Origin of the sequence: Variovorax atrisoli (genome assembly GCF_014195185.1) — a bacterium.
GTDB classification, from domain to species: Bacteria; Pseudomonadota; Gammaproteobacteria; order Burkholderiales; family Burkholderiaceae_C; genus Variovorax; species Variovorax atrisoli.
Window position 1 is genome coordinate 439,238 of the sequence record NZ_JACIBG010000002.1, and the last position, 16,072, is coordinate 455,309.

Here is a 16,072-nt window from a genome sequence, read left to right on the forward strand (position 1 = left end):
TCTCATCGCAGGCGGGGGTTCAATGCGTCGCGCAGCCAGTCGCCCAGCAGGTTCACGCTGAGCGCGATCAGCACCAGCATCAGGCCGGGGAACACGGTGATCCACCATTCGCCCGAGAACAGGTACTGGTTGCCGATGCTGATGAGCGTGCCCAGCGAAGGCGAAGTGGGCGGCACGCCGACGCCGAGGAACGACAGCGTGGCCTCGGTGATGATGGCCGTCGCCACCTGGATCGTGGCGAGCACCGTCACCGGCCCCAGCACGTTGGGCAGCACGTGGCGCAGCATGATGCGCAGCGGCGCCACGCCGGTGACGCGCGCGGCCTGCACGTACTCCTTGCTGCGCTCCACCAGCGTGGAGCCGCGCACCGTGCGCGCGTACTGCACCCAGCCGGTCAGCGAGATGGAGATGATCAGCACGCCGAAGGCGAGCGACTCGTGCGCCCCCGGAAAGAGCGCGCGTCCGACGCCCGCGATCAACAGCGCCACCAGGATCGGCGGGAACGACAGCATCACGTCGCATACGCGCATGAGGAAGGAGTCGAGCCAGCCGCCGAAGAAGCCGGCCAGCAGGCCCAGCACCACGCCGACCGCGACCGACAGCACCACCGACACCATGCCGACGATCAGCGAGATGCGCGCGCCGTAGATCACGGCCGATAGGATGTCGCGGCCCTGGTCGTCGGTGCCCAACAGATACTTGGAGGAGCCTTCGGCGCTCCATGCGGGCGGTAGCCGCGCGTCACCCAGTTCCAGAGTGGCCAGGTCGAAGGGGTTGTGCGGCGAGACCCAGCCGGCGAACACCGCGCAGAACACGCAGACCAGCGCGATCAGCGCCGCGGCCATGGCCACGGGCGATGTGCGGAAGCTGTAGCCGACATCGCTGTCGAGCCAACGGGCAATTGTTTTCTTCATCGCCGGGCCGCCCCAGGATGAAAAGCTGCCCCCTCGGGGGGCAGCGGACCTTGCGCAGCAAGGGGAGCGTGGGGGTTATTTTTCATCGCGAAGCAAAAAGGAATGGGCCCGCAAGAAGCGGGCCCATGGTCAGGCCGCCGCGCGGGCGGCCCGCTGTCTTACGGCTTGATGCTCATCCACTTGAACGGCATGTAGTTGTCGGCCATCTGGGTGAGCGACACCTTCTTGCTCACACCCCAGGCCAGCGTCTGCTGGTGCAGCGGCAGGTGGCCCACGTCGGCGGTGTGAAGGTCGAAGGCTTCCTTGATCATCGCGTCGCGCTTGGACTTGTCGGTTTCCGACTGGATCTTCTTGGTCAGCTCGTCGACCTTCGGATTGCAGTACGCGCCCAGGTTGAACTGGCCGGCTCCGGTCTTGTCGTCGGGGCAGGCCATCAGCGCGGTCAGCGCGTTGTGCGAATCGTAGGTGGTCGGGGTCCAGCCCAGCATGTAGAAGCTGGTGTCGCGGCGCAGCACCTTCGGGAAGTAGGTGCCCTTGGTCTCGGCCGCGAGGTTGATCTTGACGCCGATCTTCGCGAGGTTCGACGCCACGCTCTGGCAGATCTGGCCGTCGTTGACGTAGCGGTCGTTCGGGCAGTTCATGGTGACTTCGAAGCCATTCGGGTAGCCGGCGTCGGCCAGCAGCTTCTTGGCGCCTTCGACGTCCAGCGGCAGGCGCTTGTCCTGGGCTTCGGTCCAGCCGTTGATGCCGGGGCCGACCATCAGGCCGGTCGGGCGCGAGGCGCCGCGCATCACGGTGCGCTGGATGCCCACGATGTCGATGGCCTGGTAGAAGGCCTGGCGCACGCGCTTGTCCTTGAACGGGTTCTTGCCCTTCACGCTGGAGTAGAGCAGTTCGTCGCGCTTCTGGTCCATTCCCAGGAAGATGGTGCGCAGCTCGGGGCCGGCGATGACGCGGGCGTTCGGGCTGGCATTGACGCGTGCGATGTCCTGCACCGGCACGGGCTCCATCACGTCGACCTCGCCCGAGAGCAGCGCCGCGACGCGGGTGGCCGGGTTGGCGATCGGCGTGAAGATGATTTCCTGCGCGTTGCCTTCGATCTTGCCCCAGTAGGTCGGGTTGCGCGTGAACACGGTGCGCACGTTCGGCTGGCGTTCGCGCACGCGGTACGGACCGGTGCCGTTGGCCTTGAACGAGGCGGTGTTCTCGATGCCCTTGCGGCGGTCCACGGGTGTGACGGCCTTGTTTTCTTCACACCACTTCTTGCTCATGATCATGAGCTGCGTGATGACGTCGGGAAGGATGGGGAACGGCCCCTTGGTCTCGATCTCGATGGTGTGCGAGTCGACCTTGCGCACTTCCTTGATGTCGGTTGTGTTCGACTTCATGTCCGAGCCGTCGCCCGAGGCGCGCGCGAAGCTGAAGAGAACGTCGTCGGCCGTGAACGGCGTGCCATCGTGGAACTGCACGTTCTTGCGCAGCTCGAAGCGCCACACCGTGGGCGAGGTCTGCTTCCAGCTGGTGGCCAGCAGCGGCGCGACGCTCAGGTCCTTGTTGCGTCCGACCAGAGTTTCATAGACGTTGGCGGTGGTGCTCAGCTGCAGCGACTCGTTGAGCGAGTGCGGGTCCAGCGATAGCGCGTCCCCCTGGTTCGCGATGCGGATGGTCTGCGCACCGGCGACCATGCTGAAGGCGCTCAGGGCGCACAAAACGGCGGCCGCAGCCACATTCTTCTTGAAACTCATGGGAACACTCCTCGGGTTGGAATCAAACAAATCACGTCGCCGCGGTGGCGGCTGCTTTCCCTGGCTGCGCGCCGCGGGTAGCGGCAAGCGGCATGCCCTGCTCGATCAGGCCGGCATGCAGCGCGGCGCCCAGCGGCAGGATCTCGTCGTTGAAGTCGTAGCGGCTGTTGTGCAGATAGGCGCCATCGCGCACGTTCTGGCCGATGCGAAGGTAGGCACCGGCCTTCTTCTGCAGCATGAAGGAGAAGTCTTCCGCGCCCATGCTGGGCTCCATGCTGCGCTCGACGTTGCGCGCGCCGACCAGCGACTCGGCCACGTCGGCCGCGAACATGGCCTCGGGCGCGGTGTTGATGGTGGCCGGGTAGATGCGCTCGTACTTGACGGTGGCCGTTGCGCCAAAGCCGGAGGCGATGGCCGCGCACAGCTCGTTCAGGCGCTGCTCGACCTGCGCCTGCACGCGCGAACTGAAGGTGCGCACGGTGCCGACCAGCGTCGCCTCGCCGGGCACCACGCTCATCGCGCCGAGGTCGCCGGCCTGCATCGCGCAGATGCTGATGACGGCCGCGTCGATGGGGCGCACGTTGCGCGACACGATGGTTTGGGCCGCGGTGATGATGTGCGCCGCGACGATCACCGGGTCGATGGTCTGGTAGGCGTGCGCGCCGTGGCCGCCCTTGCCCTTGATCTCGATGGTGATGCGGTCGGCCGCGGCCATCATCGCGCCTCGGTTGATGCCCACCGTGCCGGCCGGCATGGCGGGCCAGTTGTGCATCGCGTAGACGGCGTCGACCGGGAAGCGGTCGAACAGGCCGTCCTCGATCATCACGCGCGCGCCGGCGAAGCCTTCCTCGCCGGGCTGGAAGATGAGCACCGCGGTGCCATCGAAGTTGCGCGTCTCGGCCAGGTAGCGCGCGGCGCCGACGAGCATCGCGGTGTGGCCGTCGTGGCCGCAGCCGTGCATCAGGCCGTCGCAGGCAGAGCGCCAGGCGAAGTCGTTGTCCTCGCGCATGGGCAGCGCGTCCATGTCGGCGCGCAGGCCGATCATCCGGCCGCTGGCCGTCGAGCGGCCGCGGATCACGCCGACCACACCGGTCTTGCCGATGCCGTCGTGGATCTCGTCGACGCCGCAGGCACGCAGCGCCTCGCGCACACGCCCGGACGTGTACACCTCCTCGAAGCCGAGCTCGGGATGGGCGTGCAGGTCGCGGCGGAAAGCCTCGATCTCGGGGTAGAAGCTGGCGATGTGGGCGAACGCGCGGCCGGAGGCCGTCGTCAGTCGCGGAGCTGCCGTCGTTCCCGCAGTCGTCATTTCAGTGGCCTCCTGCCCTGCCCACGCGCAGTCGAGGGTCGACCACGAAATACAGCAGGTCGACCACGAGGTTGATCACCACGAAGATCAGGGCGATGAGGCACAGGTAGGCCGCCATCACCGGGATGTCGGCGAAGGTCACGGCCTGGATGAAGAGCAGGCCCATGCCGGGCCACTGGAACACCGACTCGGTGATGATCGCGAACGCGATGAGGCCGCCGAGCTGCAGGCCGGTGATGGTCATCACCGGCACCAGCGTGTTCTTGAGCGCATGTCCGAAATGGATGGCGCGGTTCGACAGGCCCCGTGCGCGCGCGAACTTGATGTAGTCGGTGCGCAGCACCTCAAGCATCTCGGCGCGCACCAACCGCATGATCAGCGTGAGCTGGAAGATCGCCAGCGTCACCGCCGGGAGCACGATGTGCTGCCAGCCATCGACGCTGAAGAGGCCGCTGGTCCACCAGCCGAAGTTCACCGTCTCGCCCCGGCCGAAGCTGGGGAACCAGCCCAGCGTGACCGCGAAGACCAGGATCAGCAGGATGCCGATGAGAAAGGTCGGCAGCGACACGCCGATCAGCGACACGGTCATGAACACCTGGCTCATGAAGGTGCCGCGGCGCAGCGCGGTGTACACGCCCATCGGGATGCCGATGAAGAGCGCCAGCACGGCGGCGACCAGTGCGAGCTCGAGCGTGGCCGGGAAGCGCTCGCCGATCAGGCGCGACACCTTCGCGCCCTGGCGCAGGCTCAGGCCGAATTCGCCCTGCGCCGCATTCACGAGAAAGTGCCAGAACTGCACGAAGAAGGGTTGGTCGAGCCCCAATGCGGCGCGCAGTTCGCGGATCTGCTCGGGCTTGGCGTCCTGCCCCAGCAGGAACACGACGGGGTCGCCGACGTATTGGAAAAGAAGAAAGGCGATGAACGCGACCGCGATCATCACGATCACGGCCTGGATCAGGCGGCGCAGTACAAAGGCGATCATTCAGCGAGCAAAGTGAACGGGCATGCTAGCAGTGCAAGGTGCGTGCCCGCACGGGGGTTCCCCGGGGGTGCGCATCGTGATTCCCCAAGGAAATGCGAGGAAGGTCCGGACGAAAAAAAGCCACTCGACTTTCGCCGAGTGGCTTTTGACTTTTTAACCGAAGCTGGCTTGCGCCAGCGTCAGATTAGAAAGCGTGACGGATACCGAAGTCGTAGCCGGTGGAGCTCTTCGGGGTGAAGGCGCCAGCTGCGTTGTTGTAGAAGGCCGGGCCGCCAACCGTCAGGCCAGCACCGTTCTTGTTGCTGACGCGAGCGATCGTGGCGTACAGAGCCGTGCGCTTCGACAGGTTGTGCACGTAGCCCAGAGCGATCTTGTTCGCCTTCGGATCAGAGTTGTTGACCGCGAACGGCTTGAACGGCTGGTTCGTGTCGTACTTGACGTGCGACCACGAAGCGCGGATCAGGCCAGCGCCGACCGGCACGGTCACGCCGAGCAGGTAGCCGGTCAGATCGATGTCAGGACGGCCGCCCAGGAGAGGCGTCACTTCGTAGTCGATCTTGTTCTTGGCCTTCGACAGTTCACCGAACAGCTTCACGGGACCGAAGTCATACGAAGCGCCCAGGTTCAGGGTGTTGACCTTGGTGGTCGTGCCGGCGTAGTAGTTGTCGCCGACCGTGCTGCTGCCATAAGCCAGCGCAACGTCCAGAGGACCGTTTGCGTAGCCGAAGCGGCCGCCGATGTAACGACCTTGACGCTGGCTGTTGGCCACGTCAGGCGTGTAGATGCCCGAGCTGTACTTGGTCTTCTCAGCCATGCCGTACTGGAACTGGCCATAGAAGCCGCCCAGGTTCGGAGGCAGGAAATAGCCGATCGTGTTGCTGGCGCGAACGTAGTTGCTCGAACCGACGTTGGCGAACGAACCGACGCTGGCAGCGGGGGTACCGAAGCCACCGAAACCGGTGTTGGCCGTCGAGATCAGGTTGGTACCAACGCCGTTGGTGCCGAACGCGTCGAACACGGTGTCGTTCCAGAACGTCGGGGTGTAGTCACGACCCAGACGGATTTCACCGAAACCACCCGACAGGCTCACGGTCGAGCGACGAGCGAACGTTGCAACACCTTGGCTGCCGTCGTCGTTGCTGATCGGGGCTTCGAGCCAGAAGCTGGCGGCCAGGCCACCACCCAGGTCTTCCGTACCACGGAAGCCCAGACGGCTGGAGTTGTAAGCCGAGTTAGCCAGTTCACGACGGCTGGTCTTGACCGAACCTTGGTTCAGGTAGACGGGGATGCCGAAAGCGTTGGGGAAAACGGTCGCGCGGTTGTCACGCGCGGTGTTCGAGTAGCCGCTGACCGACGCGTCGACCACACCAAACAGAGTGACGGACGACTGAGCCGAGGCAACACCGGCAACAGCCAGGGCAGCCAGAGCAACTAGAGATTTTTTCATTGCAAGTTTCTCCAAGGTTAAACATAGGGCTCCGGTGCGAAGGGCTCACCGTGACTGGCACTTTTGTGCTCCCACCGGACCCCGGGCCAACCTCCTTTTGGGAAGTTGATGCTATTGCACCAGAGCCTGCGGCAGGGCAAAACAAATCTCCCGAAATCTTGGATGTCCCGCGCGTTTCGTTGCACGCTTGCAACAAAGGACTTAGGCCCCGATACATCACATTATGAAAATCGACCGGATCGGCGCGGCCCCTCCCAGGTGCGTTCAAATAGATGCATGACGTTCATGATCGACCCCGTCCTGACCGCGGCGGACTCAGCGCTGCGCACGCTTTTCGCCCGTCCCCATGCCACGCGCGCCCTGCCTGCCCCGTCACAAACCCCAGGCGAAATGACCGACGCCGAGCGGCGGGAAGCCGGAGCCCTGATGCGGGTGAACCATGTTGGCGAAGTCTGCGCCCAGGCGCTTTACACGGCGCAGGCAGCCGTGGCGAGCGATCCCGCCCTGCGAGCCCATTTCATCGAGGCAGCTCACGAAGAAACCGATCATCTGGCGTGGACTCGCCAGAGGCTGGACGAACTGGGGGCGCGCCCTTCCATCCTCAATCCGCTCTGGTATGCGGGCGCATTCGGCCTCGGCCTCGTCGCGGGCCGACTTGGAGACCCTTTGAGCCTCGGGTTCGTCGCGGAGACGGAACGCCAGGTGGAAGCACACCTCGACAGCCATCTGGACCGTCTCCCGGCCCAGGACAGCGCCTCCCGGGCGGTGGTCGAGCAGATGAAGCTGGACGAGGCCCGCCATGCGTCCCAGGCGGTTGATGCCGGTGCGGCGGAGCTCCCGACGCCCGCCAAGGCCTTGATGCGTGTGGCTTCCCGCGTGATGACCACGCTGGCGCACCGCATCTGATCCAGCCGGGCCCCTGCTCAGGTTTCGATCAGGTCGAAACTGGTCGTGATCTCGGCTGTCTTGGCAAGCATGATGCTTGCGGAGCAGTAGGTTTCGTGGCTCAGCGCGATCGCGCGCTCCACGGCAGAAGCCGGAATGCCCTTGCCGGCCACGGTGAAATGCATGTGGATCTTGGTGAAGACCTTGGGGTCCTTCTCGGCCCGCTCGCTGGTCAGCTTGACGCTGCAGCGTTCGACGCGGTGCCTCCCCCGCTTGAGGATCAGCACCACGTCGTAGGCGGTGCAGCCCCCGGTTCCGGCCAGCACGGTCTCCATGGGCCGCGCGGCGAGGTTCTGTCCGCCGTTTTCCGGCTTGGCGGCGTCGGGGGCGCCGTCCATCATCAGGACGTGGCCGCTGCCCGTCTCGGCAACGAAGCCCATGGCCGATCGCGTGCCCGCGTCGCCGGTCCAACTTACTGTGCATTCCATGGTTTTCGGGGTTCCAGGTCGAGGATGCCGGACAAAATGCACAACAGCACCCATGAATGTGTGGGAAAAGCGTCACTCGCTTGTTGCATCGCAACAAACAGCCGATATACTTTATTTCATTGCGCAAACGTATGCGCGGCAAGTTGTCTCCTCCACCCTTCCAATTGGTGGATTTAGCCCCGAGCTGCAAAGCTCGGGGCTTTTTTCTTTCCGGAGACCGCTGCCTACGCGGCGGCGACTCTAGTTTCACTGGGCCAAAGGGCAGTTTCTCGCCTTGAAAGGGCAGTTGCTCTGGCTGCCCTGGCTGTTGCCGGTGTTGCCTCGGCTCAGTCGTCCGTCACTCTGTTTGGTGTGGTCGACGCGTCGATCAGCGGTTACTCGTCCAGTTCGCGTGACCTGAAGCCCACCGTTCTGCCCAACAGCTTCGGCGCTCCCATCTACACGAACCTGGGCAGCGTCAAGGTCAGCCGCAGGGCTATGGCCAACTCGGGCTACAACTCGAGTCGCCTCGGCTTTCGCGGGACCGAAGACCTTGGTGGCGGCCTCGCAGCCAGCTTCTGGCTCGAAGCCCCCGTAGCCAACGACGACGGTGCAACCGGAGTTGCCAGTTTCGCCCGTCGTTCGACCGTGAGCCTGTCGGGCGGTTTCGGCGAACTGCGCCTGGGCCGCGACTACACCCCGACCTTCTGGAACGACACCGTCTTCGATCCCTTCGGCACCAACGGTGTCGGCAGCAACCTCATCAACACCGCCAACGGCTTCAACGCCGAGACCTATGGCGCCAAGGACACCGGCGGTTTCGGGGGCAACCAGAACTACGCCCGCGCCAGCAACTCGATCGGCTACTTCCTGCCCCCGAACCTGGGCGGTTTCTACGGCCAGGTCATGTACGCGTTCCATGAGAACGACAAGTACAGCAATGGCGGCTTCACGCCTAAGGACAGCAGCACCTCCAAGAGCCGGGCCGGCCGCTACATCGGGGGCCGCTTCGGCTACGCCAATGGCCCGCTCGACGTGGCGGTTTCGTACGGCAACAGCACGGTCGCCGACCAGTACTACGCAGGCACCACCGACTACGTGAAGACGTTCAACCTGGGCGCCTCGTACGACTTCGGTCCCGTGAAGCTGTTCGGCGAAGTGTCGCGCGCCAAGAATTCGCGCGACTACGAAATCACGCCCATCATCGGAGCCCGTCCAGACGTGGATCTGAACGGCTACCTGCTCGGCATGACCGTGCCGGTCGGCCCGGGACTCATCCGTGCAGCCTACTCGAGCGTCAAGTACGACTACAACAAGCCGTTCAATCCCTACGGCTTGAACACCCCCGATCCAAAGGCGAACAAGCTCGCGCTGGGCTATGTGCACAACCTGTCCAAGCGAACGGCGCTGTATGCAACGATCGCTCGTGTCAGCGACAAGAACGGCGCAGCACTGACGGTCGGCGGCCCCGGTTTCTACAAGGCCTCCGAGAACGTGTTCAAGCCGAAGACTTCGACGGGCTACGACTTCGGCATTCGCCACGCATTCTGATCGTCGAACTTTTCAAGTTCTTTGCCTGACCCCGATGCTGGCTCCCGCCAGTTCGAAGCGGCAAACATGCCTCAAGTCGCCCGGCTCACGCCGGGCGGCTTTTTCTCGTTTTCCCCGTTCTCTTTCAGCTTGTCCGGCTACGCCGGCTCTGCAGCAACCCCACATTCATTTCTCCGCTCAATACCGAGGCGTAGAAACGCTCGACCATGTTAACGCTCGTGCGCGCGTTGCGCGCCAAGGTCAGCATGTCGATTCCTTGCCCGTACAGAAGCCGCAACGTGATGGCAGTATGGCGCAGGCAGTACAAGGTCCTCGACTGGCCCAGCGGCCCCTTCTCGAGCCCAGCTTTTTCGAGAACCCAGTGAAAGAAGAAGTTGAGCACCGCCAGGGCGTGCTCCCGATTCTTGAGCTGCGGCATGAACACATAGTCTTCCGCGCCGCCGTACCCATGCTCATCCCGGTAGGCGAGCAGGCATTCATAGACCCGCACGGCAGGACACAGGCTCACGATCGGCTGGCTGTGCCGCTTGGTCTCCGGAAGGTTCATCCGCAGATAGACGTGCTTGCCACGCACCACCTCGATGTGCCTGTGCTTCATGAACTTGATGTCGCTCGGGCGCACGAAGGTGTTCACCATCCAGCGAACCAGCCATGGCAGTTCATGCGGCATCGCAAGCAACTCGCGCGCGATCCAGAAGCGCTCGCCCGCGGCAAGCTGATCGAGCACCGGATGCGAATGCCCGCGCAGGCTACGCGCCGTCTTGATGATCGCGCGGTACTCCGCAACGCTGAAGCTGCCACGCGGCTGGCTGCGCACCTCGACCTTCGGGAATGCAGGCGCATCGCGAAGCACGCCGATGTGCACGCCGTGCATCACCACTTTGCGCAGCAGCACCAGGTACTGGGCAATGGTCGTACTGGTGAAGCCCTGCTCTCCGAGGTGATCGATCAGGCGTTGCGCATCAGCCGTCGCGAACGATTGCACGGGCACATCGCGCAGCAACGGAACGATGTGCGCACGCAATCTGTTGCCCATCACCTGCCAGGTAGCACGTCCGATTTCTTTTCGCTGAACGCGCGCGGCCTCCGCCTGCATCAGCCTCTTCGAAAGATCACTGACAGAAATTGATAACAGATTTTGCTCATTTGTAATTTGATCGGCGGCCGTATGGATCGCGGGATAGGTGCGTCCAAAAAATCCCGAATCATTTGCAGCTGGTGCCTTGTGGAAGAGGTTTATGACATTTGTGTCCATGCCATATCTCGCATGCAATCTCGATGCCTCTTATCATCGGCAGTTAGCAAATGAAAACTCCCTTGGAAAAAATCGTGCAAGACGCACCTCTTAAAACAAAGCTGACGCCCGCCGACTATCTCAGAAAAATTCTCAACGCCCGGGTCTACGACGTTGCTGTCGAGTCCGCGCTCGAGAAGGCGCGCGCGCTCAGCGAACGACTCGGCAACACCGTTCTATTGAAGCGCGAAGACCAGCAGCCTGTTTTCAGCTTCAAGCTTCGCGGCGCCTATAACAAGATGGCGCATCTGAGTGCCGAGCAATTGGCGAGCGGCGTGATCTGCGCCTCGGCCGGCAATCATGCGCAAGGCGTCGCATTGGGCGCCCGCAAGCTCGGCACTCGCGCGGTGATCGTGATGCCGGTGACCACACCCAAACTCAAAATCGATGCAGTGCGCGGTTTCGGCGGAGAAATCGTTCTGCATGGCGACAGCTATTCCGATGCTTATCTGCACGCACTCGAATTGCAGACAAAGCAGAACCTGACCTTCGTCCATCCCTTCGATGATCCCGACGTCATTGCCGGCCAGGGCACCATCGCCATGGAGATCCTTCGCCAGCATCAAGGCCCGCTCGATGCGGTGTTCGTCGCGATCGGCGGCGGCGGCCTGATCTCCGGCGTGGCCAACTACATCAAGGCGGTGCGCCCCGAGATCAAGGTGATCGGCGTGCAAATGAACGACTCCGACGCGATGATGCAATCGGTCGCTGCGCATCAGCGCGTGAACCTTCCCGATGTCGGCCTGTTCTCGGACGGCACGGCCGTCAAGCTCGTCGGGGAAGAAACCTTCCGCATCGCCAGCGAACTGGTGGACGAATACATCGCCGTCGACACCGACGCCGTCTGCGCCGCCATCAAGGACATCTTCGTGGACACGCGCAGCATCGTCGAGCCGGCGGGTGCGCTGGCGGTCGCGGCCATCAAGGAATACGTCGCACAGCATGGCAGACACGGCGAGACCTACGCCGCGATTCTGTGCGGTGCGAACATGAATTTCGATCGGCTGCGGTTCGTCGCCGAACGCGCGGAGGTCGGCGAGGAGCGCGAGGCCCTGTTCGCCGTCACCATGCCCGAGGAGCGCGGCAGCTTCCGCCGCTTCTGCGAACTGATCGGCGAGATGCCGGCCAGCGAGTCGGAAGCGCCAGGCACCGGAGGTGGCGCGCTGCGCAACGTGACCGAATTCAACTACCGCATCAGCGACGCGGCCAAGGCGCATGTGTTCGTCGGCCTCACGACCTCGACGCGCGGCGAGTCGGCGCTCATCGCGCGGACCTTTGCGGCGCACGGCTTCGACGCGCTCGACCTCACGCACGACGAACTCGCCAAGGAGCATCTGCGGCACCTGGTTGGCGGGCGTACCGGGCTCGCGCACGACGAGCGCCTGCTGCGCTTCGTGTTCCCCGAACGGCCGGGGGCGCTGCTCAAGTTCCTGAGCCTGATGCAGCCGAGCTGGAACATCAGCCTGTTCCACTACCGCAATCAGGGCGCGGACTACGGCCGCATCCTCGTCGGCCTGCAGGTGCCGGCCGGCGAGTCCGCAGAATTCGACGCGTTCCTCAAGACGCTGGGCTATCCCTACGTCGAGGAGACCGCCAACCCGGCATACCGGCTTTTCCTCCAGGCCTGAAAAAGCAGAAGCCGGCGCGCGGCCGGCTTCGCTTCTTGCTCCTGGATACTGGCTGGGCGACTACTGCGCAACCGCCTGCTGTTGCAGGGGCGGCGCCCCCATCGAAGCCGGCTGTTGCAGCAACGCGCCACCGGGCTGAAGCGGCGGAGGCTGGATCTGCTGTTGCGGCGTCTGTGGCGGAACGGCCACTGCCGGCATCGTCGCGGGCGGCACGGCCACCACGGGCGCAGTTGCCAGCGCAGGGCTGGAAACGCTGATCGGCGCCCGCACCGGCAGTTGCAGCGTAAAGGCCGCAGGCCCATCGGCCTGCATACCGATCGTAGCCGAGCGCAGGCCCACCGACTGCAGCACATAGCTCTCACCGACCGCCGAGCCGACCCGGAAAGGGCGCGGCGGCTTGCCGTCGATAGAGATCAGCGCCGCGCCGCGCTTGGAAGGATCGGCCACCACGCCGGCCAGCGCGAACCGGCTGGCGGCTTCCGGCGCCACAGGCGCCGTGCGCGACTCGGGAAGCACGCCCAGCAGGCGTGCCACCGAATCGGAATCGGCCGCCACGGAAGGCCGCGGCATGGTCGCGGCGGCCGCGACGGCATCTGCCGGGGCCGCCAGCCGGAGCGCCCAGAACACCGCAGCGCCGGCCGCCAACGCCCAAAGCCCCGTCGTGGCAAGTGGGGCATGCCAGCGGGCGGCGGAGTAAGGACTTGTCATGGCCGCGGATTATCATGCAGCGCGCCTTCCGAATCATGTCTGCCCAAGCTATGAACAAATTCCTTCGTGCCGCTACCCGTACCGTCCAACGCGGCTTCACGCTGATCGAGCTGATGGTCGTGCTGGTCATCATCGGCGTGCTGGCGGCACTCATCGTCCCGAACGTGATCGAGCGCGCCGACGACGCCCGCGTGACGGCCGCCCGGACCGACATCAACAACCTGATGCAGGCGCTCAAGCTCTACCGCCTGGACAACCAGCGCTACCCCACTGCCGAGCAGGGCCTGCAGGCGCTGCTCACCCGCCCGACCACCGGCCCGGCCGCTCCCAACTGGAAGCCCTACGTCGAGAAGCTGCCCAACGATCCCTGGGGCCATCCCTACCAGTACCTGAACCCTGGCATCAAGGGCGAGATCGACGTGCTCTCGTTCGGCGCCGACGGGCAGAGCGGCGGCGAGGGCAAGAATGCCGATATCGGCAGCTGGCAGTAGCAGCGGCGGCACGGGCGCACTGCCCCGCAACCCGCACCGACGCACCAGCATCCACCGATCCCGCGGCTTCACGCTGCTGGAGCTGATCGTGGTGATCGCCATCATCGCGATCGCCACTGCCGCCGTGAGCTTCGCCATCCGCGACACCAACGCCGCCAACCTCGACCGCGAGGCCGATCGCCTGGCCGCCCTGCTCGAATCGGCCCGCGCCCAGTCGCGCGCCAGCGGCATCGTGGTGCGGTGGCGGCCGGTCGAGGGCAGCTTCAGGTTCGACGGGCTCCTGCCCGGCTCGCTGCCCGACGGCTGGGCCGCCGAGGGCATCACCGCCCAGATCTCGCTCGCCAACGGCACACAACTTCCCGCTCTGCAGCTCGGGCCCGACCCGATCATCGCGGCCCAGCAAGTCATGCTTTATTCCGCCGGTCCGCCCGCGCGCGCGTTGCGCATCTCGACCGACGGGGTGCGCCCCTTCACCGTGTCGGCGGTTCAATGAAAGCGCGACGCGCTCCGGCTTTGCACGCCGACTCCCGCATCGGCGGCTTCACGCTGATCGAGGTGCTGATCGCACTCGGCATCGTCGCGATCGCACTGGCCGCGGGCTCGCAGGCGACCATGTCGCTCACGCGCAATGCGCAGCGCCAGTCCGACCTGGTGCTGGCCGACCTGTGCGCCGAGAACGAACTCGCCAAGGCCCGACTGTCGCGCCAGATGCCGGCAGTGGGCGATTCGGGCTCGATCTGCCTGCAGGCCGGCGTCTCCTTCAACGTGACCACCTCGACCATTCCGACGCTGAACCCGAATTTCCGGCGTGTCGACGTGCAGGTGCGAGACCAGGCCGATTCGCCCATCCTGCGCATCTCCACCGTGGTGGGGAGGTACTGAACGATGCGGCAACGCCACGGTGCCCGCGCCCTGCACGGCTTCACGTTGATCGAGCTGCTCGTGGCGATCGCGGTGATGGCGCTGCTCTCGCTCGTGAGCTGGCGCGGCCTCGACAGCATGTCGCGTGCCACCTCGCAGAACCAGCAGCGCGCCGATGCCGTGCTCACGCTGCAGGCCACGCTGGCGCAATGGGGCGCCGACCTCGACGCAGTGACCACGCTCGCGCAGACCCGACCCATCGACTGGGACGGCCGGGTGCTGCGGCTCACGCGCCGCGGCAGCGACGACACCGCGCCCGCGGTGCAGGTGGTGGCCTGGACACTCAAGTCGGGCCCCGATGGCGTGCGCTGGCGGCGCTGGCAATCGCTGCCCTTCACCACGCGCGGCGAATGGCAGCAGGCCTGGAACCTTGCGGCCGCCTGGGCGCAGGACGGCGGCGCCGGCTCGAACGGCGGCTTCAGCGACGTTGCGCTGGTGCCGGCCAACAGCTGGCAGATCTTCTTCTTCCGCGACAACAGCTGGGTGCCGGCCAGCCAGTTGCCGGTTACCCAGCCCAACCCGAACAACCCCTCGGGCCCGGTCGTCGCCATGCCCGACGGCGTGCGCCTCGTCATCACGCTGCCGCCGGGCGAGGGCCTCTCGGGCACGCTGACGCGCGACTGGGTCAAGCCGACCGTCGGAGCGCCGAAAACCTCATGACGCCGACGCCCGTAACAAGCGCAGCCCAGAGCGCACGACGCAGCCAGCGCGGCGCCGCACTGCTCGCCGCGATGCTGACGGTGATGCTCGTGGCCACCTTCGCTGCCGCCGCGCTCTGGCAGCAGTGGCGTTCGGCCGAGGTCGAAGGCGCCGAGCGCGCGCGCGTACAGGCGGCCTGGGTGCTGATCGGGGCGCTCGACTGGTCCCGCCTCATCCTCGGGGAAGACGGCCGTGCCGGCGGCCCCGACCACCTGGGCGAGCCCTGGGCCGTTCCGCTGGAGGAGGCGCGGCTCACCAGCTTCCTTTCGGCCGAGAAGAACGTGGCGAGCGACAACCTCGAAGGGCTGCCCGACGCCTTTCTCTCGGGCCGCATCGTCGATGCGCAGTCCAAGCTCAACGTGCTCTCGCTGGTCGACAACGGCAAGCCGTCCCCCGCGGGCGTCGCCACCTTCACGCGCCTGTTCAACATGCTCGGCCTGCCCGCGTCGGAGCTCAGCCTGATGACCACGGGCCTCGCTGCAGCGCTTGCGACCGGCACCTCGACCGACGGCAGCACCAACAACACCAGCGGTGCAGATTCCGGTGCCGCGCCACTGATGCCGCAACAGGTCTCGCAACTCGTGTGGCTCGGCCTCTCCGCATCGACGGCCGCGGCGCTCGAGCCCTACGTGACGATCCTGCCGGTGAAGACCACGCTCAACCTCAACACGGCCAGCGCGGAGGCGATCAGCGCCAGCATGGAGTCGCTCAACATCGCCAGCGCGCGCCAGTTGGTGGAGCGCCGCTCGCGCGCCTTCTTCAAGGACATCGCCGCCGCCAACGCCGCCCTGCCCAGCGGCACCGCGCCCTTCAACGCCGCCCAGCACGGCGTGGGCACCCAGTTCTTCGAGGTCTACGGCAAGCTGCGGCTCGATCGCACCTACGTGGAGGAACGCTCGTTGCTACAGCGAAGCGGTGTCACTGTGACGACGATCTGGCGCACGCGCGGCGCCGGCGCAACGGTCACTCCGGTCAAACCCTGATTTTGATGCACCATTTGTAGCCAAAAAGCCTTCCAGCGCGCGTCACAT

Annotated in this window: 16 protein-coding genes; 8 read left to right on the forward strand and 8 right to left on the reverse strand. The window is 65.3% G+C overall.

All coding sequences use genetic code 11. The features are described from left to right. Positions 1-2 precede the first annotated feature (2 nt). From FHY06_RS09005 to FHY06_RS09025, 5 genes are all read right to left on the reverse strand, one after another. Complete coding sequence (locus tag FHY06_RS09005) at positions 3-914, reverse strand: ABC transporter permease (protein WP_184604536.1); 912 nt, start codon at positions 912-914, stop codon at positions 3-5. Between the two features lie 158 nt (positions 915-1,072). Further along, positions 1,073-2,659 (reverse strand): ABC transporter substrate-binding protein, encoded by a 1,587-nt coding sequence (locus FHY06_RS09010; RefSeq protein WP_019654488.1) that lies wholly within the window; start codon positions 2,657-2,659, stop codon positions 1,073-1,075. A gap of 31 nt (positions 2,660-2,690) precedes the next feature. Then, entirely contained in the window at positions 2,691-3,968 is a 1,278-nt protein-coding gene (locus FHY06_RS09015; RefSeq protein ID WP_184604538.1) for a M20 aminoacylase family protein, read from the reverse strand. A gap of 1 nt (position 3,969) precedes the next feature. Continuing rightward, a complete protein-coding gene (locus FHY06_RS09020; protein WP_126182634.1) occupies positions 3,970-4,950 on the reverse strand; it encodes an ABC transporter permease in 981 nt (326 codons plus the stop codon). Positions 4,951-5,134: 184 nt separating this feature from the next. Beyond that, complete coding sequence (locus FHY06_RS09025; RefSeq protein ID WP_184604541.1) at positions 5,135-6,397, reverse strand: porin; 1,263 nt, start codon at positions 6,395-6,397, stop codon at positions 5,135-5,137. A 276-nt stretch (positions 6,398-6,673) separates the two neighbouring features. Here FHY06_RS09025 and coq7 point away from each other — a divergent pair, with 276 nt between their 5' ends. Continuing rightward, positions 6,674-7,303, forward strand: coding sequence for a 2-polyprenyl-3-methyl-6-methoxy-1,4-benzoquinone monooxygenase (coq7, locus tag FHY06_RS09030; RefSeq protein ID WP_184604543.1), 630 nt, complete (start codon positions 6,674-6,676; stop codon positions 7,301-7,303). A gap of 17 nt (positions 7,304-7,320) precedes the next feature. On the opposite strand, the gene FHY06_RS09035 is transcribed toward coq7, so the two are convergent. After that, on the reverse strand, positions 7,321-7,770 hold the full coding sequence (locus FHY06_RS09035) for an OsmC family protein (protein ID WP_007834112.1): 450 nt from the start codon (positions 7,768-7,770) through the stop codon (positions 7,321-7,323). Between the two features lie 291 nt (positions 7,771-8,061). On the opposite strand from FHY06_RS09035, the gene FHY06_RS09040 reads away from it, so the two are divergent. Then, on the forward strand, positions 8,062-9,300 hold the full coding sequence (locus FHY06_RS09040) for a porin (protein WP_260310237.1): 1,239 nt from the start codon (positions 8,062-8,064) through the stop codon (positions 9,298-9,300). Between the two features lie 124 nt (positions 9,301-9,424). On the opposite strand, the gene FHY06_RS09045 is transcribed toward FHY06_RS09040, so the two are convergent. Continuing rightward, positions 9,425-10,555: a site-specific integrase gene (locus FHY06_RS09045; RefSeq protein WP_184604545.1), complete on the reverse strand. Its 1,131-nt coding sequence runs from the start codon at positions 10,553-10,555 to the stop codon at positions 9,425-9,427. A gap of 50 nt (positions 10,556-10,605) precedes the next feature. Here FHY06_RS09045 and ilvA point away from each other — a divergent pair, with 50 nt between their 5' ends. Next, entirely contained in the window at positions 10,606-12,222 is a 1,617-nt protein-coding gene (gene ilvA, locus FHY06_RS09050) for a threonine ammonia-lyase, biosynthetic (RefSeq protein ID WP_019654495.1), read from the forward strand. 60 nt (positions 12,223-12,282) lie between these two features. Here ilvA and FHY06_RS09055 read toward each other — a convergent pair whose 3' ends face one another. Then, the gene (locus FHY06_RS09055) at positions 12,283-12,930 is read right to left on the reverse strand and encodes a hypothetical protein (protein ID WP_184604547.1); all 648 of its coding nucleotides are present in this window, start codon (positions 12,928-12,930) and stop codon (positions 12,283-12,285) included. Between the two features lie 50 nt (positions 12,931-12,980). On the opposite strand from FHY06_RS09055, the gene gspG reads away from it, so the two are divergent. The 5 genes from gspG to gspK are packed head-to-tail and all read left to right on the forward strand — an operon-like array spanning position 12,981 to position 16,024. Continuing rightward, the gene (gene gspG / locus FHY06_RS09060; protein ID WP_019654497.1) at positions 12,981-13,421 is read left to right on the forward strand and encodes a type II secretion system major pseudopilin GspG; all 441 of its coding nucleotides are present in this window, start codon (positions 12,981-12,983) and stop codon (positions 13,419-13,421) included. Then, positions 13,396-13,914 (forward strand): prepilin-type N-terminal cleavage/methylation domain-containing protein, encoded by a 519-nt coding sequence (locus FHY06_RS09065; protein ID WP_184604549.1) that lies wholly within the window; start codon positions 13,396-13,398, stop codon positions 13,912-13,914. The genes gspG and FHY06_RS09065 overlap by 26 nt, the downstream gene beginning before the upstream one ends. After that, complete coding sequence (gene gspI / locus FHY06_RS09070; RefSeq protein WP_132796818.1) at positions 13,911-14,303, forward strand: type II secretion system minor pseudopilin GspI; 393 nt, start codon at positions 13,911-13,913, stop codon at positions 14,301-14,303. The genes FHY06_RS09065 and gspI overlap by 4 nt, the downstream gene beginning before the upstream one ends. A gap of 3 nt (positions 14,304-14,306) precedes the next feature. Then, positions 14,307-15,002, forward strand: a complete 696-nt coding sequence (locus FHY06_RS09075; protein WP_184604551.1) for a PulJ/GspJ family protein — start codon at positions 14,307-14,309, stop codon at positions 15,000-15,002. Beyond that, on the forward strand, positions 14,999-16,024 hold the full coding sequence (gene gspK, locus FHY06_RS09080) for a type II secretion system minor pseudopilin GspK (protein WP_184604553.1): 1,026 nt from the start codon (positions 14,999-15,001) through the stop codon (positions 16,022-16,024). Before FHY06_RS09075 ends, gspK begins: the two co-directional genes overlap by 4 nt. The last annotated feature ends 48 nt before the right edge of the window (positions 16,025-16,072 follow it).